Origin of the sequence: Microbacterium sp. CGR2, from assembly GCF_003626735.1 — a bacterium.
Classification (GTDB): domain Bacteria; phylum Actinomycetota; class Actinomycetes; order Actinomycetales; family Microbacteriaceae; genus Microbacterium.
The window spans coordinates 2064239-2088232 of record NZ_RBHX01000001.1 but is presented as its reverse complement, the minus strand read 5'-3'; the positions used below and the strand labels follow the sequence as shown (position 1 = coordinate 2088232).

The following is a 23994-nucleotide window of genomic DNA, read 5'->3' as shown; positions in this document are numbered from 1 at the left end:
CGACCGATGGATGACTGTGCACCAGAAGACCTTCGCTCACGACGAGCCGCTCGGCGACGCCGACCTGATCCTCCGCGCCCGCTCGGGCGACACGGAAGCGTTCGGTGAACTCTGGCGACGGCACTACGCGTCCGGTCTCTCGGTGGCACGCTCCATCACCTCGTCGATCGACCCGGATGACCTCGTTCAGGAGTCGTACACCCGCATCTACCAGGCCATCGTCAAGGGCGGCGGCCCCAACGGCTCGTTCCGCGCATACCTCTTCACCAGCATCCGCAACACCGCGGCAGCGTGGGGGCGCTCCCGTCGGGAGACCACCATCGACGAGCTCGACACCGTCGCCGATCCGGACACCACCGACCAGGCGGCGAACGAGGCACTCGACCGCGGCCTGACCGCTCAGGCATTCCGAAGCCTGCCCACTCGCTGGCAGGAAGTGCTCTGGTACACCGAGATCGAGCAGATGAAGCCGCAGGAAGTGGCCCCGCTTCTCGGCATGAAGGCGGGCGCAGTCTCGCAGCTGGCCTTCCGGGCTCGCGAAGGCCTTCGCGAGGCGTGGATCCAGGCGCATCTGCGCAGTGCCGCCCCGGGCTCCGAGTGCCAATGGACCATCGAACATCTCGGTGCGTATTCCCGGGGCAACCTCAGCACTCGCGACCGTAAGCGGCTCGAGCTGCATCTCGCCGACTGCGCCCGCTGCATGATCGTCTCCGCAGAAGCCAAAGACGTCTCCACGCGCCTCGCTCTCGTACTGCTGCCACTCGTCCTCGGAGTGACCGGCGCGGCCGGGTACCTCTCGACGCTGCAGGCGGGTGGCATCCCGACCGTCGCGCTCGCTGCCATGCCGACCTCCATCCCCGACGCCGTCTTCGCGGGCGACCCCGGTATCGGCACCATCGCCGCCAGTGGTGTGGGGGCGGGAGCGGCCGGGTCGGCGAGTGCTGCACCCGCGGGCGTCGGCACAGGCATCGGCGGTATCGGAGGCGTCGGGGGCACAGCTGTCTCCGGCGGCATCTTCAGTGGAATGGGGGCACTGGTCGGAGCCGGTTCCGCCGCCCTCGTCGTGGCCGGCGTCGTCGCCGCGGCCACCATCGTCCCCGGGCTCGCCGGGGCGAACCCCGCCACTTCGCTTCCCAGCGCCGGCGATGCCGAGTCCTCGTCGATCTCCTCCGAGGTCGGGCCGGATGCATCGATGAGCCTCGAGGAGCCTGTCGTCATCGACGTACCGGCCACCGAACCCGACGAAGAGCCCGCTCCCCCGATCGAGGAGGAACCGGCCCCTCCCCTCGTGGAGCAGTCAGGCCCCGACGCGGCGGCGCCGACGACCCCTGTCGCGCCTGCCGCTCCGGCGCCGCCCGCAGCGCCGCGACCGCCCGCGGCACCGGCTGCCCCGGTAGAACCCGGAACTCCGGACGAGCCCGATACACCGGGCGACCCGGCGACACCGGTCGAACCCGAGACGCCGATCGAACCCGAGGTCCCCGTCGAACCGGAAACTCCCGTCGAGCCCGAGACTCCCGTCGAACCAGAGACTCCCGTCGAACCGGAAACTCCCGTCGAACCCGAGACTCCCGTCGAACCAGAGCCGGCAGACCCCACGGAGCCGCCCTCCTGGGAGACCGCCACTGTCACCTACGACGGTGATGCGCTTCGCTACACCGTGCCCGTCACCGGCGCACCCGGAACGACCGTCGAGGGCTTGGTCGACGGCAGCAGCGACAGAGGCAGCTCGACCGTCCTGGACGCGAACGGTCGCGGCTCCATCGAGCTCCGGCCATCCTTGAGCCAGTTCGTGTTCGCGTCGAGCACCACGGTAACGTTCCGCTACCTCCTCGCGTCGGGCACGGGTCCTTCCGTCGACACCACACTCCTCGAATTGGAGCCCGACGCGGGAATCATCATCGAGATCGAGTTCGGGATTACGGCAGCGGATGCTGCGGCCGACGAGACCGTGACCGAGCCGGCCCCCGCACCAGCTCCGGCGCCCCAGCCCGCACCAGCGCCTGAGCCCGCACCAGCGCCCGCACCAGCTCCAGCGCCTGAGCCCGCACCAGCGCCAGCGCCTGAGCCCGCGGCAGCGCCAGCGCCTGAGCCCGCACCAGCGCCTGAGCCTGCACCTGCCCCCGCACCGGCCGAACCCGTCGCGGATGCCGCGACAGCACCGGCCGAGGAGCCTGCGCCCGCCGAATAGACTGGATCCATGCCCCAGGATTCCGCAGCCGTTCCCGGCGTCGACCGCCCCGTCGTCACAGTTCTCGACATCGTCCGCGCCGTCGTCCTGGTGGTCGCCGTGGCATCTCTCGCGCTCTGGGGTTTCGCCACCTGGTCTCTTCCGTGGAACGTCATCGTCGGAGTGGGCGCCCCGGTCATCGTCATCCTGCTGTGGGCGGTGTTCCTGTCGCCGCGACCCATGCTTCGCGTGCACCCGTTCCTCCGTGCAGTGGTCGAGCTCTTCATCTACGTCGGCGTCACCGTCGCGTGGTGGTCGATGGGCCAGGCTCTCATCGGCTCCGCATTCGCTCTCGTGGCGATCGTCGCCGGCGTTCTGAGCGGCCGTCGCGCCCTGTCGTGAACGCCGTCGCGTGAGAACACGATCGTGAACTCTCTGTCGTGAGCACTCTGACCCTGCTGCAGGAGGCACTCGGCGCGCTCGTCGACGTCAGCGAGGCGGCGCTCGAGGCGGCCCGCGCTGACCGCTCCGGGCATGCGGCGGTCGGGCGTCCTCTCGCCATCGTTCACGCGGAGACCGTCGAGCACGTGCAGCAGACCATGCGCATCGCGACGTCCACGCGCACACCCGTCGTGGTCCGCGGTGCCGGGACCGGCTTGGCGGGGGCGGCCAATGCGGGCACCGGCGAGATCGTCCTCTCCACGCGGCGTATGACCGCACTGCGCGAAGTGCGCCCCGAAGACCTGCTCGCCGTCGTCGAGCCCGGCATCCTCAACGCCGACCTCAAATCTCAACTGGCAGAGCACGGTGTCTGGTGGGCGCCCGACCCGGCCAGCCGCGACATCTCCACCGTCGGTGGCAACATCGCCACGGGCGCTGGCGGCCTGCTCTGCGCGAAGTACGGCGTCGTCCGCGATGCCGTACTCGGCGTCGACCTCGTGCTCGCCGACGGTCGGCTGCTGCATCTCGGCCATCGCAGCGTCAAAGGCGTGACCGGGCTCGACCTCACCGCCCTGGTCGTCGGCTCAGAGGGAACACTGGGCGTCGTCGTGGGGGCGACCCTGAAGCTCCGCAGGCTCATCGCCGGGGATGTGTGCACCCTTACAGCCACGTTCCCGGGCGTCCGGGCAGCAGCGGCAGCATCCGCCGCTGTCACCGCGTCCGGCGTGCAGCCGGCCATCATGGAGTTGATGGATGCCGCCAGTCTCGCCGCCGTGCACGCGCTCCTCGCTCTCCCGGCGCCCGCTCCGGGAACGGCCCAGCTGACCATTCAGACCGATGGCCCCGCCGCCCTCGAAGAGGCCGACACGATCGCCGACATCCTGCGTGACCACGAGGGCGTCACGATCGTCTCGCGCGACCGTCAGGAAGGCGAGAGGCTGCTCGCCATCCGCCGCTCGATGCACCCCGCGATGGCCGCATTGGGCACGACCCTCATCGAAGACGTGTCGGTGCCCCGCAGCGCGATGCCCGCGATGTTCGACGAGATCGCGCGCATCGAGCGCGAATACGGCCTCACCATCCCGACCGTCGCCCACGCGGGTGACGGGAACCTCCACCCGAACTTCATCTTCGACGGACCCGAGACACCGCCCCCTGTGTGGGCCGCGGCGGATGAGCTCTTCCGCGCGGCCATCCGGCTCGGCGGCACCCTGACCGGCGAACACGGCATCGGCGTCCTGAAGCGCCGGTGGCTCGCCGACGAACTCGGTGACGACCAGTGGCGCCTGCAGCGCGAGATCACCGCGGTCTTCGATCCTCTGGGCATCCTCAACCCCGGGAAGGTGTTCGTTCCCGATGCCTGACATCCATGTGAGCGCCGCCGTGATCGTCGACGACGAAGGCCGCGTCCTCGTCGTCCGCAAGCACGGCACCATCCGGTTCATGCAGCCCGGGGGAAAGCCGGAGCCCGGGGAGACCGCCGCCGAGACGCTGACCCGTGAGCTGCACGAGGAGCTGGGGCTGGAAGTCGACGAGGCAGACCTGATCCCGCTGGGCACGTTCGTCTCCGCCGCGGCGAACGAGCCGGGCCACCGCGTCGTCGCCGAAGCATTCGCGACCACCATCGATCCGGCATCGGCCACCGCTCAGGCTGAGCTCGCGGAGCTGCGTTGGATCACGCCCGCCGATGCGGCGAACCTGCCCTTGGCGCCGCTCAGCACCGAGCACCTGCTGCCGATCGCCTGGCCGACTCCGCGGAGCTGAGAAGCGGCGTCAGATCCCTTGCCACGCCGGCTTGTTGGCGAAGGTGTACCGGTAGTACTCCGCGAGCTGCAGCCGCGAGGCGGCTGCCTCGTCGACGACGATCGTGGCGTGGGGATGCAGTTGAATCGCCGACCCGGGCAGGAAAGCGGTCAGCGGGCCCTCGACGGCATCCGCCACCGCCTGCGCCTTCCCCTCGCCGAACGCGAGCAGCACGAGGTGGCGCGCCTTCAGGATGGTGCCGAGTCCCTGCGTGATGCAGTGCTTCGGCACGTCGTCGATCGAGTCGAAGAAGCGTGCGTTGTCTTCACGAGTCTGCTCCGTGAGGGTCTTGACCCTCGTCTGCGAGGCGAAGGACGACCCCGGCTCGTTGAACCCGATGTGCCCGTCGGTGCCGATGCCCAGGATCTGCAGGTCGACGCCGCCGGCCGCCGAGATCGCGGCTTCGTAGTCGTCACCGGCACGTTGGATCGTCTCCTCCGCCCCGTTGGGGACGTGGATGCGCCGCGGGTCGAGGCCGAGCGGCTCGACGACGTCCCGGGTGATGACCGACCGGTAGCTCTCGGGGTGCGCAGGGTCGAGGCCGACGTACTCGTCGAGCGCGAAGCCGCGGACCTGCGAGACGTCGCGGCCGGCGAGGTGCGTTCGCAGAGCCCGGTAGACCGGCAGCGGTGTCGAACCGGTGGCGAGCCCGAGGACGGCGTCGGGGCGCCGTTCGATGAGCTCGACGATCTCGGTGGCGACCAGCGCGCCTGCAGCATCCGCGTTCTCGACGATGACGACCTCAGCCATGGGGGACGATCTCCTTCTCTGATAGCGATGCGCCCACGAGAGCGGCGCCGAATGCGGCGGCGGGTGAGCCTGCGGGAAGCATGCCGATCCTCTGGTCCAGGTGCAACGAGCGCATGAACGGCGACGCCTCGGCATCGGCGAGCAGCGCGGCCCGGATACCGTTCTCGAGTCGTTCGCCGAGCGCGGTGAGTCCGCCCCCGATGACGACGGTCTCGACGTCGGCCGTGAGTACGAGGATGCGGACCGCGGCGGCCGCGCCCCGGTACAGTTCGTCGCGGAGCACGAGAGCATCCGGATCGCCCTCGTCGGCGGCATCGAAGATGTCCCTGATGGGCAGGGCCCCGGGTCTCCCCCAGGCCTTCGCGACGGCGCCCCCGCCGCAGAACGTCTCGATGCAGCCGCGCTGCCCGCAGCCGCAGAGCCGTCCGCGCGGGTCGACCGAGATATGTCCGACCTCGCCAGCGGTGCCGCGGGAACCGCGCCAGATCTGTCCGTCGATCACGATGCCCGCCGCCACGCCCGTGCCGAGATTGAGGTAGGCCATCGATCCCGACACACCACTCAGGACGGCGGCGCCGAGAGCGGCGGCCTTGACGTCGTTCTCCACCCGGAACGGCACGCCGAGCGCCTCCTGCGCGCGAACGGCGAGCTCGAGCGACTCGACGCCCAGGTTCACGGCGTGGTCGACACGGCCGGTGTCGGCATCGACGAGTCCGGGGATGCCGATGCCCACGGAACGGACACTCGCGAGCGGGAAGCCGGTCTCGTCGGCAAGGGCGGTGACAGCCATCACGATGCTCTCGACGACGGCTTCCTCGCCCCAGCCCGTGGATCTGCGCAGGCGGCCGAGGATCTCGCCGTCCGGAGCGACGGCGACGGCATCGATCTTGGTGCCGCCGACGTCCAGGCCCACTCGAATCTGCCGACCGGCGCGGTCGGCGGCACCCATGGCCGTCATCGGAGGTCGCTCGCTGCCAGTGCGCTGCGGCGGATCGTCACGACACTCCCAGCTGTCCGGAGAGCACCATCACCGCGGCTCCTCGCAGCACGATGTCGTCCTGGTGGGTGCGGCGCACGATGACATCCTCGAAGACGCCCTCCAGGGTGCGCGCGTGCAGTGTCTCGATCGCCGCGTCGATCAGGATCCCGTCGAGCAGGTCTGCCGGCCCCGACAGCACGACCTCGGACAGGTCCAGCGCGGCGACGATGGGTGCGATCGCGATCGCCATGCGGGTGCCGGAGTCGCGGAGGATCTCGTCGCGCGCGTCGGGGTCCGCGGCCAGCGCTTCGCGCATGCGGCTGACGCTGAGCCACGCTTCGAGACAGCCGTTCTTGCCGCAGGCGCACTTTGGTCCGCCGTCGGTTCCGACGACCACGTGGCCGATCTCCCCGGCCGCGAATCGACTGCCCAGCAGCGGTTGGCTGCCGGTGATGATGCCGGCGCCGACGCCTCGACCCAGTTTGATGAGCATGAAGTCGGCTTTGGCGTCGCCGAAGGTGTACTCCGCGAGCACTGCCGCGTTGGCGTCGTTTCGTGCCAGCACCGGCAGGTCGAGGTCGATGCTGAGTTTCGCTTCGAGGGGCAGATTCGTCCAGCCCAGGTTGGGTGAGCTGAGCACCAGCCCGTCAGGGCGGACGACTCCGGGGGTGCCGATACCGACGCCCAGCAGCGGCTGGGTGGATGCGGCGACGAGGCTGCGGGCGAGCTCGAGCGTGGCCGCGTAGGCCGCGTCGCCGTCGGTCGAGTCCGGACGTGCCACCTCGCGGCGTTCGAGGACGTCGCCGTCGAGGCTGAGCACTGCCCCCTCGAACGCCGTCGGCCCGGAAAGGTCGAGGCCGAGGATCTGGTGCCCGATGCGGTCGATGTCGATGAGGATGGGCGGCTTGCCCGGCCCGACAGCCTCACGGACTCCCATCTCCACGACGATGCCGTCGGCGATGAACTCGGCGACGAGGTCGGAGATGGTCACGCGGGTCAGGCCCGTCTCGCGGGAGAGGTCGGCGCGACTCATCGCCCCTGCGTGGTACAGGGTCTGCAGCACCAGCGCACGGTTGTGGCCGCGGGCATGCTCGGGGAGCACTTTGGCCCGTGATCGCAGATGGCGCCCGGGTCCGAAGGCGTGCGCGCTGACGCCGCCATACTCTGACGGCGATGCGGAGCGCTGATCACCCGAAACGGACATGTTTGTTAGTAGACCTTACGAACAAAATTTGTGCAACCTCAGCCGCGGGACGCATGGGGAGGGTTACCGAAACGTTACTTTACTGCCACCGAGCCCGTCGCGGCCGGATCGGAGCGCGCCACCAGGCGAGCCACGAGCCGCGCCACGATCTCCTCTCGCGCCTGGAGCGTGAGGGGCTTTCCGGGAACTCCCGGACGTCGCTGATCAGGCGTGGGTCCGTCCAGGGGACGATACCGCACCCCGGCGGCGTGCAGGCGGCGGAGATGGGTCGGCAGGCGACGGGCGAAGTCGGCGAACGGCGCGGGATCGCCGCCGATCCACAGACGCTCCGCGATCGCGGCGAGCCGGGGGAACATCACGAAGTCCACCCGGTCGCGGGTGGGCAGGTGCTCGCTCCAGACATTCGCCTGACCGCCGACCGCACCGTCTTCGACGCGGAGCGTGTACGACCGCTCGATGCTCAAGGGGGGACCCACCCTGATCGGCTCTTCCTCCGATTCCGACTGCGGGTAGTCCAGATACACCTCCAGGTCAGGGCATGCGATGACGGGGATGCCGCGTCGCAGTGCCTCGCGCATCGCGACGGGCCCACGCCACGCCAGAACCCGCACGCCCTCCGGGACCACGCCTTCGAGAACCTCGTCCCACGCCAGCGCGGTGCGACCCCGGCTGCGCACGTGGGCGACGAAGTGCGCCGTGAACCACGGCTGCACATCGTGGGGGTCCGCCAGTCCGAGCTCCTGCATCCGCTTCGCCGCCGCTCGGCTCTCGGACCACTCCGTCACGGGAACCTCATCGCCGCCGATGCCGATCCACTCCGAGTCGAACACGTCGCACAGGGCGTCGATCGCCGCTCGCCCGAAGTCCAACGCACGCTCGGTCGGAGCCAGCGTTCGGGGGTTCACGCCGAAACGCTCCCAGGGGGCTGCGGCCGGTTCCCCGACATCGAGATTGCCGAGTTCCGGATAGGCGGCGAGCGCCGCCTGAACGTGGCCGGGCAGCTCCACCTCCGGCACGAGCGTGACGAAGCGCTCGGCGGCATAAGCGACCAGCTCTCGGAGCTCCTGCGTCGTGTAGTAGCCCGCGTGCACGCCCGGTTCGACGGTCGCGTGCGGACCGTGCCCGCGCTGCGTCGCGTCCCGACGAGCACCGATCTCGGTCAGCCGCGGGTAGCCGGGCACTTCGAAGCGCCAGCCCTGATCGTCGGTCAGGTGCAGGTGCAGCACGTTGAGGTGGTGATCGGCGAGCAGGTCGATGAGACGACGGATGTCCTCGACGGGGCGGAAATGGCGCGCCACGTCGATCATGACCCCCCGCCAGGTGTAGGCCGGTGCGCCTTCCCAGACGCCCGCGGGAATGAGGGCAGCACCCGCATCGGACTCGCGCAGCTGCCGGAGCGTCGAACTGCCTCGGAACACACCGGCCGGACTCTGCCCCCTGACCTCGATCCCGTCGGCTGCGACGGTCACCCGGAAGGCTTCGCCGCTCACCTCCGCAGCATCCGCCCCGCCGCCGCCCACGCTCTCGTCGACGAGAAGCCGGATCGGGCGCAGTGCCTCACTGTCTCCTCCCCCACCGAGGCGGGCCACGGACGCCGCGAGGTCGGGGGACGCGACGATCGGCGTCTGGGGGGTCCAGAGGAACCCGGGGGCGGCCGGGTCGATGCGCGCATCGATGCGTGGGACGGTGGCTCGATGCGGAGGAGGTGGCATCCGCAGAGCCGCGCCGGGCGTGGCACCTGTGACCTCGCCATCGGAGATCACCGGCACCCCCGCGACGAGCACCTCCACGATTCCGGTCGGCGCCTCCCGCGGAACATCGAACGTGGCGCCGGCGGCGATCGTCTGCGGGTCGAACACGACGAGGTCTGCCGTCGCGCCTCGGCGGATGACGCCACGGGGTGCGTCGCCGCGGTCGATACCCAGCCGACGCGCGGGGGTCCCGGACAGGTGCCGCACCGCTTCCTCGAGTGTGAGGATCCCCAGCTCGCGGACGTAGTGTCCGAGGTATCGAGGGAAGGTGCCACTGCCTCGCGGATGCGGTCGTGCGCCGATCAGGATGCCGTCGCTGCCGCCCGCGTGCTGCGGGTGGCGCATGATGGCACGCACGTTGTCCTCGTCGCCGATGTGCATCAGGATGCCGGTGGCGCCGCCGTCCGCGATGATCGTGTCGAGCACCACGTCCACTGCGCGGCGTCCGCTGCTCGCGGCGATCTCGGCGATGGTGCGTCCGACGAGGTCGGCGAGCGCGGGGTTCGCGGTGCCGGAGATCTGAATCGCCGACCAATCGGCCTTCTCGCCATGGAATCCGTCACAGCCGAGCTCCTCGAGTTCCACCCGGACGGCCTCGCGTCCGGCGGCATCCAACTCTGCGAGTGTGCGCAGCAGGTCACCGGTGGCGGCGAGTCTGCTCGGAAGCAGGGCGGCGAGGGTCGTCGCACCCGGCAGGTACGGGTAGGTGTCGAGCGTCACATCGACCCCGTCGGCGATCGCGTCGTCGATCAACGCGAGCAGTTCGCCCGAGCGCCCGCGATTCGGGGCGAAGTTCATCGTGGCGTGGGTGAGGTGAACAGGGCAGCCGGTGCGCCGGCCGATGTCGAGGGCCTCACGGTACGCGGCCAGCGCTCCCCCGCCGTAGCTGCGCGTGTGCGGGGCCCAGTATCCACCGCGCTCCGCGACGACTCGGCAGAGCGCTTCGAGCTCCGCGACGTCGGCATACATGCCCGGCGTGTAGGTCAGCCCGCTCGACATCCCGAATGCCCCCGCGTCGAGGGCCGCGCCGAGCAGTTCACCCATCGCTGCGATCTCCGTCGGAGTCGCCGGGCGGTTCTCGTGGCCGACCACCATCATCCGGAGGTTGCCCTGCGGCACGAGCACCGCCGCATTGGCGACCGTGGCGGCGTCGATCGCCGTGAGCAGGTCATCCATCGTGCGCCACGGAGCCGTGGCCGGCATCCCGTTCCAGCCGGCGATCTGCGCGGCGATGACGGGTGCGGCCGCGTCGCTGAGCGGCGCATAGCCGAGGCCGTCCTGGCCCAGCACCTCGGTGGTGACGCCCTGCCTGATCTTCGCCTGATGATCACTGCCGCGCAGTACGGCCAGATCGCTGTGCGCGTGCATGTCGATGAATCCGGGCGCGAGCACCAGCCCGGTCGCGTCGACCTCGATGGCACCCTCCGGGAGCGTCAGCTGTGCGGAAGCATCCGCATCCGCCTCCTGGATGACCGCGACGATGCGAGCGCCCTCGACAGCGACATCGGCGCAGTAGCGCGGCCGTCCCGTTCCGTCGACCACGGTCGCGCGGCGGTACACGCGGACGCCACCGGCGCTCGCTTTCTCAGCGCTCAGCAGCATGTCGCGACCGGTCGGATCTCGGACCGAGGAATTTGTAGAGGCATCTAACAACGCTACTAGGCTGGAGACATGACCGCGAAGACCCGTGTTTCCACCGATGCCGCTCCCGCCCCCGCCCACACCTTCTCGCAGGGTGTCCGCAAGGGCCCGATCGTGCAGGTCTCCGGCCAGGGGCCCGTCGACCCCGAGACCAATGAATACCTGTTCCCGGGCGATGTCGCCGCGCAGACCACCCGCACTCTGGAGAACGTGAAGGCGATCGTCGAGGCATCCGGAGCGACGTTCGACGACGTGGTGATGCTTCGCGTGTACCTGACCAAGCGTGAGGACTTCCCGATCATGAACGACGCCTATGGCGCCTTCGTGAACGCGCACACGACGAGCGGCGTGCTGCCTTCCCGCACCACGGTCTTCACCGGGCTTCCCCGCGAAGAGATGCTCGTCGAGATCGACGGGCTCGCCGTCATCGACTGATCACCCGATCCGCGGCGTGTCGATTCGCCAGGACCGTTGCCTTCCTGTTATCTCCCATCCCGTACCATGGTGTGAGAGCACGTTGAGAACCGGGGGGTGAAGTTCGTGACTGATCTGATCGCAGCGCGCGGCGCTGCAGATGAGGCACACGGTGATGACGCATCCACCGCGGTGCTGACCCCGTCCGGTGCCGGCCCCGACTCCATGCCGCCGACCACCGGCGAGCAGCCGCTCGCCTGGGCACCCATCGAGCCCGCACCGAAGAAGCGTCGCCTGGGCTTGTGGATCGGCCTCGGCGTCGGCGTGCTCGCCCTCGGCGCCGGTGCAGCGTCTACCATCCTCATCGCTCCCGGCACCACCGTCGCCGGCATCCCGGTGGGCTGGCTGACCCCTGGAGCGGCAGCAGAGGCCATCAGCGCGCACCTCGCCGAGACCGAGGTCGTCTTGACGGGCGAAGGCGACGGCACCGTCCTCACCGGATCCGATCTCGGCGCCACGCTCGACGCGTCGGCCCTCGCCGACGAGGCCTTCGCCTCGGACCCGATGTGGAACCTCGGCGCCTGGATGGGCGAGCCGGTCGCCGCCGACATCACGCTCGACGTCGACAAGGCGACAGCCGCTCTCCGCGACGCTGTGCCGACCAGCTTCTCCGACCCGGTCGATGCCGGAGTCGTCTTCGACACCGCCAAGGCCACCTACGTCGCCACGCCGGCTGAGGCAGGCACAGGGATCGACGTGGTCGCGCTCAACGCCGCCTTCACCGAGGCGGTCGCCGACGGCGAGAAGACACTCGAGTTCTCCGGTGCCCCTGCCGAAGCTCCGGCCGCTGTGTCGGACGAAGATGCCGCCGCCACCGTGGCGGCGGTCAACACGATGCTCGGCAACATCGGCTTCTACGTCGGCGAAGAGCGCGTCGTCCCCATCGCCCCTGCAGTGGCCGCGAGCTGGCTCACCATCGTCAACGACGGCGGCCAGTTGCGCATCGAGGCCGATCCGCAGGCCATCCAGGGCACCGTCGACGCTCTCCCCGGTGCCGTCGACCGCGCACCGGTCACCGCCAAGAACATCGTCGACTCCGCCGGCACCGTTCTGCGCACGGAACAGGCCGGCGTCACCGGCCGCGCCGTCGGCGACACGTCCGGCGTGGCTGACGAGTTCGCTCAGCAGCTCGCCGCGGGCGACGGCGTCTTCGCTGTTCCGGTTTCGGAGACGCCCTTCGAGACGGTGAATCTGTTCCGCAAGATCGAGATCGACCTCGGATCCCAGCGCGCCTACCTGTTCGAGAACAACGAGGTCGTGAACTCCTGGGCTGTCTCCACCGGGCTCCCCGGCACCCCGACACCCACCGGGAACTTCAAGGTCTTCGCGCACACCGACATGCAGGACATGGGCTGCTACGAAGGTGCGCCCTACTGCACCGAAGATGTGCCATGGATCACCTGGTTCACCACGAACATCGGCTTCCACGGCACCTACTGGCACAGCAACTACGGCACCCCGATGAGCCACGGGTGCGTGAACCTGCCGATCGACATGGCCAAGTACGTCTACGACTGGTCGCCCGTCGGCGTCGAGGTTGCCGTCTACAACTGAGGCATGCGGGGCGTTTCAGCTCGCGGAGATCTCCGCTGAGCGGCGTGCGAGTCGACGTGTCGCTCAACGACCGAGAGGCTCCGTGCCGAGGAGACGACGAAGGGGGCGGATGCCGAAGCATCCGCCCCCTTCGCGTGTCGCTGATCAGCGCAGTGCGTCCACGATGCCGTTCAGCGTGGTCGACGGACGCATGACCGCCTCGACGAGCGCGTCGTCCGGGCGGTAGTAGCCGCCGATCTCGACCGGCTTGCCTTGCACCGCGTTGAGCTCGGAGACGATGGTCTCTTCGTTCTCTGCGAGGTCCCGAGCGATCGGACCGAAGAGTGCCGCGAGGTCGGCATCCTTGGTCTGGTTCGCCAGCTCCTGTGCCCAGTACAGGCCCAGGTAGAAGTGACTGCCGCGGTTGTCGATCGTTCCCAGTGCACGGCCGGGCGAACGGTCTTCCTCGAGGAAGGTGCCGGTCGCTGCGTCGAGGGTCTCGGCCAGGACACGCGCCTTCTCGTTGCCGGTGCGGTCGGCGAAGTGCTCGAGGGATGCGGCCAGCGCGAAGAACTCTCCCAGCGAGTCCCAGCGCAGGTAGTTCTCCTGAACGAGCTGCTGCACGTGCTTGGGTGCGGAGCCTCCCGCACCCGTCTCGAACAGGCCGCCACCCGCCAGCAGCGGGACGATGGAGAGCATCTTGGCGCTGGTGCCGACCTCGAGGATGGGGAACAGGTCGGTCAGATAGTCGCGCAGCACATTGCCGGTCACCGAGATGGTGTCGAGTCCGTGCCGCATGCGCGCCAGCGTGTAACGCGTGGCCTCCTCGGGCGCGAGGATCGTGATCGTCAGACCCTTCGTGTCGAGAGTCGCGAGCCCCTGGTGCACCTTGGCGATGATCTGCGCGTCGTGTGAGCGATTCGCGTCCAGCCAGAACACCGCGGGCGAGCCGCTGGCGCGCGCACGGGTGACCGCGAGCTTGACCCAGTCCATCACCGGGATGTGCTTGGTCTGCGTCGCTCGCCAGATGTCACCGGCGCCGACCTCGTGCTCGATCAGCACGGTGCCTTCACCGTCGAGGACCTGCACGATGCCGTCGGACTGGATCTCGAACGTCTTGTCGTGGCTGCCGTATTCTTCGGCGGCCTGTGCCATCAGACCCACGTTCGGGACGGTGCCGATGGTGGCGGGGTCCAGCGGCCCGTTGGCGAGCACGTCGTCGAGCACGGCCTGGTACACGCTGGAGTAGGACGAGTCGGGGATGACAGCGAGAGTGTCGCCCTCGCCGCCGTCCGCGCCCCACAGCTTGCCGCCGTTGCGCACGAGCGCCGGCATCGACGCGTCGACGATCACGTCGCTGGGCACGTGCAGGTTCGTGATGCCCTTGTCGGAGTTCACGTACGACAGCGCCGGCCCCTCGGCGATCGCCTTGTCGAAGGCTGCCGCGATCTTGTCACCGTCGGAGACGTTCGCGAGACCGGCGAGGATCGAACCGAGACCGTCGTTGGCGCTGAGGCCCGCTTCAGCGAGCGCGTCGCCGTACTGCGCGAAGACATCCTTGAAGAAAGCCTTGACGACGTGGCCGAAGATGATCGGGTCGCTGACCTTCATCATCGTCGCCTTCAGGTGCACGGAATACAGCACGCCTTCGGCCTTCGCCGCCGCGAGAGTCTCGTCGAGGAATGCGTCGAGGTGCTTCGCCGACAGGAACGTCGCGTCGATGATCTCGCGCGGCAGAACCTTCAGCCCCTCCTTCAGAACGGTGACGGTGCCGTCGGCGGCCGTGTGACGGAAGCTCAGGACGTCGTCGTGCGCGGCGACCCAGGAACGCTCGTTGCTCTTGAAGTCGTCATGCCCCATGGTGGCGACGCGCGTCTTGGACCCTTCGGGGAAGGGCTTGTTGCGGTGCGGGTGCTTCTTCGCATAGTTCTTCACGGCGAGCGGAGCGCGTCGGTCGCTGTTGCCCTCACGGAGCACGGGGTTGACCGCGGATCCCTTGATGCGGTCGTATCGCGCGCGCACGTCCTTCTCCTCCAGCGACGACGGGTCGTCGGGGAAGTCGGGGATGTCGTACCCCTGCTGCTGCAGTTCGGCGATCGCGCCCTTCAGCTGCGGGATGGATGCCGAGATGTTCGGCAGCTTGATGATGTTCGCCTCGGGAAGGGTCGCCAGACCTCCGAGTTCGGCGAGGGCGTCGCCCACCTGCTGCTCGGGAGTCAGCTTCTGCGGGAACGCGGCGAGGATGCGTCCGCCGAGCGAGATGTCACGGGTCTGGAATTCGATGCCGGCCTGGCCGGTGTAGGCCTGGATGATCGGCAGGAACGAGGCGGTGGCGAGCGCCGGTGCCTCGTCTGTGTAGGTGTAGATGATGGCGTCGTCGGTCACCGGGAGGTTCTCCGTTCACGAGTCGTATTTGTCTCGATACCAAGATACCTGAGCGGCCCTCGCGCTGCGGCCCGGGGCCGGTCACCACGACGTGCCGAGGCGGCCGTGTGACGGTCCGCGGTGAAAAGTTCTGCCGGAACGTGTACCTCCGCGTGCGAGGCGTTAGCCTGGGACCATGTCCGAACTGCGCATGGTCGAACTCTCCGCTGCGACGATCGTCGCTGTGAACAACCTGTCGCTCAAGCCCGGACAGGAACAGTTCCTCGCTCCGGTCTCCTACGGGATCGCGGCGACGGTGATCAACCCGCAGACGTCCTGGCAGCGGGTGATCCTCGACGGCGACGAGGTCGTCGGGTTCGTCAGCGCCAACTTCGATGACGAGGCGCCGGAAGAGCACTTCCGTTCCGTGCTCTGGCGCATCAACGTCGATGCCGACGACCAGGGTCGCGGCGTGGGCCGCTTTGCGATGGAAGCTCTGATCGAAGAGGCCCGCGCACGGGGCATGGAGCACGTCAACGTGATCTACGAATCGGGCGACGACGGACCCGAGACGTTCTTCCACCGGGTCGGTTTCACTCCAGTCGGCGAGACGGCCTACGGCGAGGTCATCGCGGAGATCCGCGTCACCCCATAGACCGGCGGCGGGGTCTCGAATCCCCTCCCCCATCGAGACTCCGTCGCCTTTTTTCGCCCGCGCCCGGGAGCGCTCCCAGCGAGCGCGGTCGCCAATATGTTGCGAGCGACCACAAAAAGCTTGCGTTCCCGCCTGGGGCGTGCGTATCATCGCTGCAGAGGCGTTGGCGAAACGCTTCGACGACAACCCGCAGATGACGATGGAGTCACGATGACGACGATCCATGAGGTGGCCAAGGCCGCCGGCGTGTCGATCAGCACCGTCTCGTACGCCCTCAGCGGCAAGCGCCCGGTCTCCGAGAAGACGCGCCTCCGGATCGAACATGCGGCGCGCTCCCTCGGCTATGAACCGGATGCCGGCGCGCGGATGCTGGCGGGTCGGCGCACCCACATCTTCGCTCTCACCGAGCCGCTGCGCGCCGACACCCACGCCCCCACGCACATGGCCTTCGTCCTGGCCACCGCGGTGGCAGCACGCCGACGCGGGTACGACATACTCCTCCTGACCGACGAACAGGCCTCGGAAGGCATGAACCGCGTGGCGGCGAGCAATCTCGTCGACGCGATACTGGTTCTCGACGTCGCGCCGGATGACGAGCGTGTCGCCATCGCGCGAGCCGTGCGCACACCGACCGTCTTCATCGGCGTTCCGGACGATCAGACGGACCTCACCTGCGTCGACCTCGACTTCGATGCCGCCGGCCACCTCGCCGTCGACGCACTGGCGGATGCCGGCCACACCCGCATCACGCTGCTCGGACAGACCGAGGTCTCGTACCGGAAGTCGAACTTCCCCCGACGCTTGCTGCACGGCGCGCAGGAGCGCGCGGCCGAGCGAGGAGTGACTCTCCAGATGGCCACGACCGGGACAGCCACCACGGATACCGGAGCTGTGCGCGCCGCAGCAGAGGCCGCGCTCGCCCGAGGGGACCGGGCGTTCATCGTGCATGCCGCCAATGACGTGCACGAGACGCTCCTGGCGATCCTCGGCGAGCAGGACCTGCGAGTCGGCGAAGACGTCTCCGTGGTCTCCGCCGCGGCCTCCTTCGACACGTCGTCGCTGCCCGTTCCCGTCGACACCATCCCGCTGATCCCGCAGCAGTCCTGCGAACTCGCGGTCGACCTCGCGGTGCGACACCTCGAAGAGTCGAACGTGTCCCCCCGGATCCACCTCATTCCGCCCGAATATCACGCCGTCGGATCGGTCGCGCCACCTCGGCACTGACAACCGGCACGCGCGGCTTGACTGTCGCGATTGTCGAAACGCTTCGATGCACACCCACAACTGAACAACCTGACCCAGTGAAGTGTCCGGCCCCTGTGGCCAACGAGAAAGGAGTGCCGACGATGGCACGCAACACCCGCAGAACGAAAGCGCTGGTCGCGATGGCCGCGCTCACCGCGACCGGGGTCGCCCTGAGCGGCTGCACCGCCGGCTCCGGCGATGACGGCGGCGACGGCGAGACGCTGAAGCTCTGGCACTACGAGGGCGCCGACAGCGCGATGGGCAAGGCATGGGCCGAAGCCATCACGATCTTCGAAGAGGAGACCGGCGCGACGGTCGAGTTCGAGGAGAAGTCCTTCGAGCAGATCCAGAAGACCGCCAGCCAGGTTCTCGACACCGATGCCGCTCCCGACCTGATGGAGTTCAACAAGGGCAACGCCACCGCGGGTTTCCTCGCCTCCACCGGCCTCATCGCCGACATCTCCGACGCGGTCGAGGAGTACGGCTGGGACGAGAAGCTGGCACCGTCGCTGCAGACCACGGCGAAGTACGACGAGGCCGGCGTCATGGGCGGAGACACCTGGTTCGGCGTTCCGAACTACGGCGAGTTCGTCGGCGTCTACTACAACGAGGATGCGTTCGCCGAAGCGGGCCTCGAGATCCCCACGACGTACGAGGAGTTCGTCGCGGTCCTCGACGCGTTCGTCGCCCAGGGCGTCACCCCCCTGGCCGAGGCTGGTGCGGAGTACCCGCTCGGACAGCTCTGGTATCAGCTCGCGCTCCTGGAGGGCGACCGCGGCTTCGTCGATGACTACCAGCTCTACAAGGACGAGGTCGACTGGCAGGGACCGGAGGTCACCGCAGCGACCGAGACGCTGAAGGAGTACGTCGACAAGGGCTACATCGCCTCCGACGTGTCGTCGGTGAAGGCAGAGGACGCCGGTGTCTCGTTCATCAACGGCACCTCCCCGATCTTCGTGTCGGGCTCGTGGTGGTTCGGTCGCTTCGTCACCGAGGCCACCGGCTTCGACTGGTCGATGGCCGCGTTCCCGGGTGCCGATCTCTCTCTGGGCTCCTCCGGCAATCTCTGGGTCGTTCCGGAGAACGCCGCCAACGCCGACCTGGCCTACGAGTTCATCGACATCACCATGCGCCCCGAGATCCAGGCGATCATCGGCAACAACGGTGGCCTCCCGGTCGCCGCCGACACTGCCGACATCACCGATGAGAAGAGCGCAGAACTCATCGAGACATTCAACGGCGTACTCGAGGCAGACGGATTGTCGTTCTACCCCGACTGGCCCGCTCCCGGGTTCTACGACGTGATCGTCCAGGAACTGCAGGGTCTCGTCACCGGCGTGCAGGACGTGAAGACCACGAACACCAACCTCGGTGAGCAGTACGACGAAGGCACCGCGGAATACCGCTGATCCCCGTGGGGGCGGCGCCCGACCGCGCCGCCCCCACACTCTCCTGGAGTTGAACATGTCTCGTGCCACAACCACGGGCCGCACGAAGCTGCCGCCCGAACAGCCCTCGATTCCGCAGCGCAGCGGTGGGACGGGCGCCTACTGGCTGTACCTGCTCCCCGGCTTCGTCCTGCTGCTGGTCATCGTCATCGTGCCGCTCGTCTGGAACCTGTACCTCACGTTCACGAAATGGCGTGGCGTGCGAAGCCCGGAGTTCATCGGGCTGGAGAACTGGCAGAAGATCCTCACCGACAGCGACTTCTGGACGTCTTTCACCAACTCGGTGTGGATGATCCTCGCGATGGTCGTCGTCCCGACGATCGTCGGACTCATCGTCGCCGCGCTCCTCTTCGACGTCGTCGGTCGCAAGTTCGGCGGCAAGGTCGGCAGCTTCCTGCGCGCCACGTACTACCTGCCGCAGATCCTGCCGATCGCCGTCGCGGGCATCGTGATCGGATGGATCGTGCGCCCCGGCGGCGACGGAGCCCTCAATCAGATCCTCGGATGGTTCGGCGTCCCACCCTACGACTGGCTGGGTCAGATGCCCTCCGCCCTCATCGTGCTCATGGTCGTCATGGTGTGGGTACAGCTCGGCTACCCCGTGGTCGTGTTCATGGCCGCCCTCCAGCGCGTCGATCCGGAGCTCTACGAGGCCGCGGAGCTCGACGGCGCCAACTGGTTCCAGCGGTTCTCCGCCATCACGATGAGCATCATCCGCCCCGAGATCTTCGTCGTCACCCTGACCTGCACGATCGCGGCCCTCAAGGTCTTCGGTCCGGTCTACATCATCACGCGCGGTGGCCCCGCAGGCGCGACCCTCGTGCCCGCCTACTACGCGTATCAAGAGTTCTTCACCAAGCGAAACGTGGGTTATGGGGCGACGATCGCCACCGTGCTCACCATCGTCGTGGTCATCGTGTCCATCATCTTCATCCGCGTGCAGAACTCCCTCGAGCGGAAAGAAAGGGCGGGTCTGTGATGAACGCCACCACTGCGATCGTGACCGGGAAGCCGGCGAAGACCCGGCCTCGCGGCGGCATGACGAAGAAGCGGCCGATCGACTGGCTGCTGCTGGCACTCATCGTCGTCGGTGCCCTGCTGGTCATCGCGCCCTTCTACCTGGTGCTCGTGAACTCGTTCAAGTCGCCGGTCGACTACGCGACGTCCGGCCCGCTGGCGTTCCCCGAGACCCTCGACTTCGGCGGCATCACCAAGTTCTGGGAGCGCGTCAACTTCCCCGAGAAGGTCTGGAACTCGATCTTCATCGCCGGCATCGTCTCGGTCCTCGCCGTGCTGATCTCCATGCTCAACGCCTTCGCGATCGGCATCGGCCGCATCCGGGGCCGCAGCTGGATCGTGCTCCTCTTCCTGATGGCGAACCTGCTGCCGCAGGAGGCGCTCCTCTACCCGCTGTACTACATGTTCAAAGAGGTCGGGCTGTACGACAGCGTGTGGTCGGTGATCATCGTGTTCACGGTGGTCCAGGCGGCCTTCGGCACATACCTGCTCTCGTCGGTCTACGGAACGTTCCCGAAGGAGGTCCTCGAAGCGGCCTCCCTCGACGGAGCCAGCCGGTGGCAGATCCTGTGGCGGGTCATCTTCCCGATCAGCCGCCCGACACTGTCGGTGCTGCTCATCTTCTTCTTCATCTGGACGTGGAACGAGTTCCTCATCCCGCTGACGTTCCTCGCATCCAACGCCAATCAGACGGTCCCCGTCGCGATCAGCGTGCTGCAGGGCGATCGGCTGATGGACGTCACCACCACGAGTGCGTCCGCGCTGCTCGGCATCATCCCCACGCTCATCTTCTTCCTCATCTTCCAGCGCACCCTCACACGCGGCATCACGGCAGGAGCAGTCAAGTAATGAAGTTCACCGACGGGTTCTGGCAACTCCGCCCCGGCGTCACGGCGCTCTACGCCCAGGAGGCGTACGACATCGCCGAGACCGACGACACCCCGGACGGTCGTGGGATCGTCATCACCGCTCCGACCATGGTCATCGCCAAGCGCGGCGATGTGCTCAACCGGCCCGTGCTCACCACCACGCTCTCCTCCCCCGCGGAGGGGGTCATCCGCGTCCGCATCGCGCACCACTCCGGCGGCCGCTGGCATGGCGGATTCTCCTTGCCCGGCGCAGGTCGCGCGGCGGCATCCGTCGAGGTGTCGGACGCTGGTGGCATCCTCGATGCCGGTGCGCTCCTCGCCCGCATCTCCCCCGGATCTCCCTGGGACCTCGCTTTCGAGGTCGAGGGGCGCCGGGTCACGGGAAGCGGTCACAAGGCGCAGGGCTACGTGCAGCTCGCTCCCGGCGCGCAGGTCGACCGCGGCATCGTCGACAACGCCCGTCAGGGCGGGGGTGCGCCGACGGCGTCCACTTTCATCCACGAGCAACTCGATCTCGGTGTGGGCGAGCACATCTACGGACTCGGCGAGCGATTCGGCCCGCTGGTGAAGAACGGCCAGACCGTCGACATCTGGAACGCCGACGGCGGCACCTCGAGCGAGCAGGCATACAAGAGCGTCCCGTTCCATCTGTCCGACCGCGGGTACGGCATCCTCGTCAACGACCCGGGCCACGTCTCCTACGAGATCGGCTCCGAGGCGGTGGAGCGGGTGCAGTTCTCGGTCTCCGGCGAAGTGCTGGAGTACTTCGTGATCGCCGGCCCCACTCCCAAGGAGGTCCTGGGGCGCTATACCGCGCTCACCGGGCGTCCGCCTGTCGTGCCGGCGTGGTCGTACGGTCTGTGGTTGTCGACCAGCTTCACCACCGACTATGACGAGCAGACCGTGAACTCCTTCATCGACGAGATGGCCGCGCGCGAGCTGCCGGTGTCGGTGTTCCACTTCGACTGCTTCTGGATGCGCGAGTTCAACTGGTGCGACTTCGAATGGGATCCCCGGGTCTTCCCCGACCCCGCGGGCATGCTCGGGCGGCTGCACGACAAGAACCTTCGCGTGTGCGTGTGGATCAACCCGTACATCGCACAGCGCTCCCCGCTGTTCCGCGAGGCCGCCGACCAGGGTTTCCTGGTCAGGCGCGCCGACGGTTCGGTATGGCAGTGGGACCTCTGGCAGGCCGGCATGGGCCTGGTCGACTTCACGAACGCGGATGCCACCGCGTGGTACCAGGCCAAGCTGCGCGCACTCATCGCTCAGGGCGTGGACTGCTTCAAGACCGACTTCGGCGAGCGCATCCCGACCGATGTCGTCTGGGCCGACGGGGCCGACCCCGAGCGCATGCACAACCTCTACACCGAGCTGTACAACCGCGCCGTGTTCGACGTGCTCACCGACACCCGTGGCGAGGGGGAAGCAGTGCTCTTCGCCCGGTCGGCCACGGCAGGCGGGCAGAGCATGCCGGTGCACTGGGGCGGGGACTCGACGTCGACGTTCACGTCGATGGCGGAGACCCTGCGCGGCGGGCTCTCGCTCGCCCTGACCGGCTTCGCGTTCTGGAGCCACGACATCGGCGGCTTCGAGGGAACCCCGGATGCCGCGGTCTACAAGCGCTGGACGGCGTTCGGTCTGCTGGGCTCGCACTCGCGCTTCCACGGCTCGAGCTCATACCGGGTGCCGTGGGCGTTCGACGAGGAGGCCGTCGACGTGACGCGCCGCTTCACGCACCTGAAGATGCGGCTGATGCCGTACCTCTACCAGCAGGGTCTCGATGCGGCCGAGACGGGCGTACCGCTGATGCGTCCGATGGTGCTGGAGTTCCCCGAGGATCCTGCCACGGCCTACCTCGACCGGCAGTACATGCTCGGTTCCGATCTGCTCGTGGCTCCGGTGTTCTCCGCCGACGGGACGGTGGACTTCTACCTGCCGTCCGGCCAGTGGACGTCCTTGCTCACCGGTGAGACGGTGACCGGCGGCTCGTGGCGCAGCGAGACACACGGGTTCGACTCGCTGCCGTTGTACGTGCACCCCGGCACCGCGCTGCCGTGGGGTGCCCGCGTCGACGGACCCGAGTACGACTACCATGACGAACTGCAGCTGCGTGTCTTCGCGGGCGGCACGGGCACCCGTTCGGTGACCGTGACCAACCCGGACGGTCGCGCAGAGACCTACACCGTCGACCTCGAGGAGATCACCGGATGACCACCCCTCTCACCCCGCGCGATGACTACCGGGGCTCCGGTCTGGTCTTCCCGGAAGATTTCACCTTCGGCTCCGCCACCGCCTCGTACCAGATCGAAGGGGCGGCCTCCGAAGACGGACGCACTCCCTCCATCTGGGACACGTTCAGCAAGACTCCGGGCCGGGTGTGGAACGGCGACACCGGCGATGTGGCCTGCGACCACTACCACCGCGTCGATGAGGACCTCGACCTCATGAGCGACCTGGGCCTGCGGGCCTATCGCTTCTCCATCGCGTGGCCGCGCATCGTGCCCACGGCATCCGGTGAGGTGAATCAGGCGGGCATCGACTTCTATTCGCGGCTCGTCGACGGTCTCCTCGAGCGCGGCATCCGCCCGGTCGCGACGCTCTATCACTGGGACCTCCCCCAGTACCTCGAGGATGCCGGAGGCTGGACCGCCCGAGCGACGACGGACGCGTTCGAGAAGTACGCCTCGATCATGGGCACGGCTCTGGGCGACCGCGTGCACACCTGGACGACGCTGAACGAACCGTGGTGCTCGGCGTACCTCGGCTACGGTCAGGGCGGGCATGCCCCGGGGCGACACGAGCCGGCATCCGCATTGGCGGCGGTGCATCACCTCAACCTCGCGCACGGCCGCGCGATTCAGGCGCTCCGCGCCTCGTCGACCGGCGACCCGGACTACTCCGTGACGCTCAACTTCCACGTCCTCCGCGGGCAGGGCGACGGGGCGGCTGAGGCGATGCGACGCATCGACGGCCTCGCCAACCGTGCATTCACGCATCCGATGCTGCGCGGGGAGTACCCCGCCGACCTGCTCGAGGACACGGCATCGGTCACCGACTGGAGCTTCGTTCAGGATGAAGACCTCGCCACGATCAACCAGCCCATCGACGTGCTCGGGGTGAACTACTACTCGACCGCGACCGTACGGCTGTGGGACGGCGTCTCGGAGAAGCAGCGGAACGACGGCCACAAGGGCACGGAGGGTGGAACGGCGTGGCCCGGCAGCGATCAGGCCGTCGAGTTCGTCGAGCAGCCCGGCCCGTACACGGCCATGGGCTGGAACATCGCTCCCGAAGGCCTCGAAGAGCTGCTGGTCTCGTTGTCCGAGCAGTTCCCCGACCAGGCGCTCATGGTCACCGAGAACGGCGCCGCCTTCGAAGACGAGGTCGCCGAAGACGGCTCTGTTCCCGACCCCGAGCGAACCGACTACCTGCGGCGCCACTTCACCGCCGCGCACCGTGCGCTGGAGCAGGGCGTCGACCTGCGCGGCTACTTCGTGTGGTCACTGCTGGACAACTTCGAGTGGGGCTACGGCTACGCCAAACGCTTCGGCATCGTGCGCGTCGACTTCGACACGCTCGAGCGCACGGTGAAGGACTCCGGCCACTGGTACCGCGAGCTCGTTCGCACGCGGACCATCCAGGCGTAG

General features: G+C 68.3%; 18 protein-coding genes. 13 read left to right on the top strand and 5 right to left on the bottom strand.

Annotated elements, in window-relative coordinates:
• The first annotated feature begins 10 nt into the window (after nt 1-10).
• Genes D7252_RS20515 through D7252_RS10545 form a run of 4 tightly spaced genes read left to right on the top strand, consistent with a single transcriptional unit; the run spans nt 11 to nt 4375 of the window.
• Nucleotides 11-2191, top strand: a complete 2181-nt coding sequence (locus D7252_RS20515; RefSeq protein ID WP_120775357.1) for a sigma-70 family RNA polymerase sigma factor — start codon at nt 11-13, stop codon at nt 2189-2191.
• Nucleotides 2192-2200: 9 nt separating this feature from the next.
• On the top strand, nt 2201-2572 hold the full coding sequence (locus D7252_RS10555; RefSeq protein ID WP_120775356.1) for a YrdB family protein: 372 nt from the start codon (nt 2201-2203) through the stop codon (nt 2570-2572).
• Between the two features lie 38 nt (nt 2573-2610).
• Nucleotides 2611-3975: an FAD-binding oxidoreductase gene (locus D7252_RS10550; protein ID WP_120775355.1), complete on the top strand. Its 1365-nt coding sequence runs from the start codon at nt 2611-2613 to the stop codon at nt 3973-3975.
• The gene (locus D7252_RS10545; RefSeq protein ID WP_120775354.1) at nt 3968-4375 is read left to right on the top strand and encodes an NUDIX domain-containing protein; all 408 of its coding nucleotides are present in this window, start codon (nt 3968-3970) and stop codon (nt 4373-4375) included. Before D7252_RS10550 ends, D7252_RS10545 begins: the two co-directional genes overlap by 8 nt.
• A 9-nt stretch (nt 4376-4384) precedes the next feature.
• On the opposite strand, the gene nagB is transcribed toward D7252_RS10545, so the two are convergent.
• The 4 genes from nagB to D7252_RS10525 form a co-directional block, all read right to left on the bottom strand.
• Nucleotides 4385-5164: a glucosamine-6-phosphate deaminase gene (gene nagB / locus D7252_RS10540; protein ID WP_120775353.1), complete on the bottom strand. Its 780-nt coding sequence runs from the start codon at nt 5162-5164 to the stop codon at nt 4385-4387.
• Nucleotides 5157-6122 (bottom strand): ROK family protein, encoded by a 966-nt coding sequence (locus tag D7252_RS10535; RefSeq protein WP_251050689.1) that lies wholly within the window; start codon nt 6120-6122, stop codon nt 5157-5159. The genes nagB and D7252_RS10535 overlap by 8 nt, the downstream gene beginning before the upstream one ends.
• Nucleotides 6123-6159: 37 nt before the next feature.
• A complete protein-coding gene (locus D7252_RS10530; RefSeq protein WP_120775352.1) occupies nt 6160-7347 on the bottom strand; it encodes an ROK family transcriptional regulator in 1188 nt (395 codons plus the stop codon).
• Nucleotides 7348-7421: 74 nt separating this feature from the next.
• The gene (locus D7252_RS10525; RefSeq protein WP_120775351.1) at nt 7422-10700 is read right to left on the bottom strand and encodes a family 20 glycosylhydrolase; all 3279 of its coding nucleotides are present in this window, start codon (nt 10698-10700) and stop codon (nt 7422-7424) included.
• Between the two features lie 69 nt (nt 10701-10769).
• Between D7252_RS10525 and D7252_RS10520 the strand changes: the two genes are divergently transcribed.
• Together D7252_RS10520 and D7252_RS10515 are read left to right on the top strand one after the other, a co-directional pair.
• Complete coding sequence (locus D7252_RS10520) at nt 10770-11174, top strand: RidA family protein (RefSeq protein WP_120775350.1); 405 nt, start codon at nt 10770-10772, stop codon at nt 11172-11174.
• Nucleotides 11175-11279: 105 nt separating this feature from the next.
• Nucleotides 11280-12767, top strand: a complete 1488-nt coding sequence (locus D7252_RS10515; protein WP_259461087.1) for a L,D-transpeptidase family protein — start codon at nt 11280-11282, stop codon at nt 12765-12767.
• Nucleotides 12768-12911: 144 nt separating this feature from the next.
• Here the strand turns inward: D7252_RS10515 and D7252_RS10510 are convergent, their stop codons facing one another.
• The gene (locus D7252_RS10510) at nt 12912-15131 is read right to left on the bottom strand and encodes an NADP-dependent isocitrate dehydrogenase (RefSeq protein WP_120775348.1); all 2220 of its coding nucleotides are present in this window, start codon (nt 15129-15131) and stop codon (nt 12912-12914) included.
• A gap of 175 nt (nt 15132-15306) precedes the next feature.
• On the opposite strand from D7252_RS10510, the gene D7252_RS10505 reads away from it, so the two are divergent.
• The 7 genes from D7252_RS10505 to D7252_RS10475 all read left to right on the top strand — a co-directional run bounded on the left by D7252_RS10505 (nt 15307) and on the right by D7252_RS10475 (nt 23994).
• Nucleotides 15307-15765 carry a GNAT family N-acetyltransferase gene (locus D7252_RS10505; protein ID WP_120775347.1) on the top strand — a complete coding sequence of 153 codons (459 nt, stop codon included), beginning with the start codon at nt 15307-15309 and terminating at the stop codon, nt 15763-15765.
• A gap of 210 nt (nt 15766-15975) precedes the next feature.
• Nucleotides 15976-16989 (top strand): LacI family DNA-binding transcriptional regulator, encoded by a 1014-nt coding sequence (locus D7252_RS10500; RefSeq protein WP_120775346.1) that lies wholly within the window; start codon nt 15976-15978, stop codon nt 16987-16989.
• A gap of 122 nt (nt 16990-17111) precedes the next feature.
• Nucleotides 17112-18419, top strand: a complete 1308-nt coding sequence (locus tag D7252_RS10495; RefSeq protein WP_120775345.1) for an ABC transporter substrate-binding protein — start codon at nt 17112-17114, stop codon at nt 18417-18419.
• 55 nt (nt 18420-18474) lie between these two features.
• Nucleotides 18475-19437, top strand: a complete 963-nt coding sequence (locus tag D7252_RS10490; RefSeq protein WP_120775344.1) for a carbohydrate ABC transporter permease — start codon at nt 18475-18477, stop codon at nt 19435-19437.
• Nucleotides 19437-20324, top strand: coding sequence for a carbohydrate ABC transporter permease (locus tag D7252_RS10485; protein ID WP_120775343.1), 888 nt, complete (start codon nt 19437-19439; stop codon nt 20322-20324). The genes D7252_RS10490 and D7252_RS10485 overlap by 1 nt, the downstream gene beginning before the upstream one ends.
• A complete protein-coding gene (yicI, locus tag D7252_RS10480) occupies nt 20324-22558 on the top strand; it encodes an alpha-xylosidase (RefSeq protein WP_120775342.1) in 2235 nt (744 codons plus the stop codon). The genes D7252_RS10485 and yicI overlap by 1 nt, the downstream gene beginning before the upstream one ends.
• On the top strand, nt 22555-23994 hold the full coding sequence (locus D7252_RS10475; RefSeq protein WP_120775341.1) for a GH1 family beta-glucosidase: 1440 nt from the start codon (nt 22555-22557) through the stop codon (nt 23992-23994). Before yicI ends, D7252_RS10475 begins: the two co-directional genes overlap by 4 nt.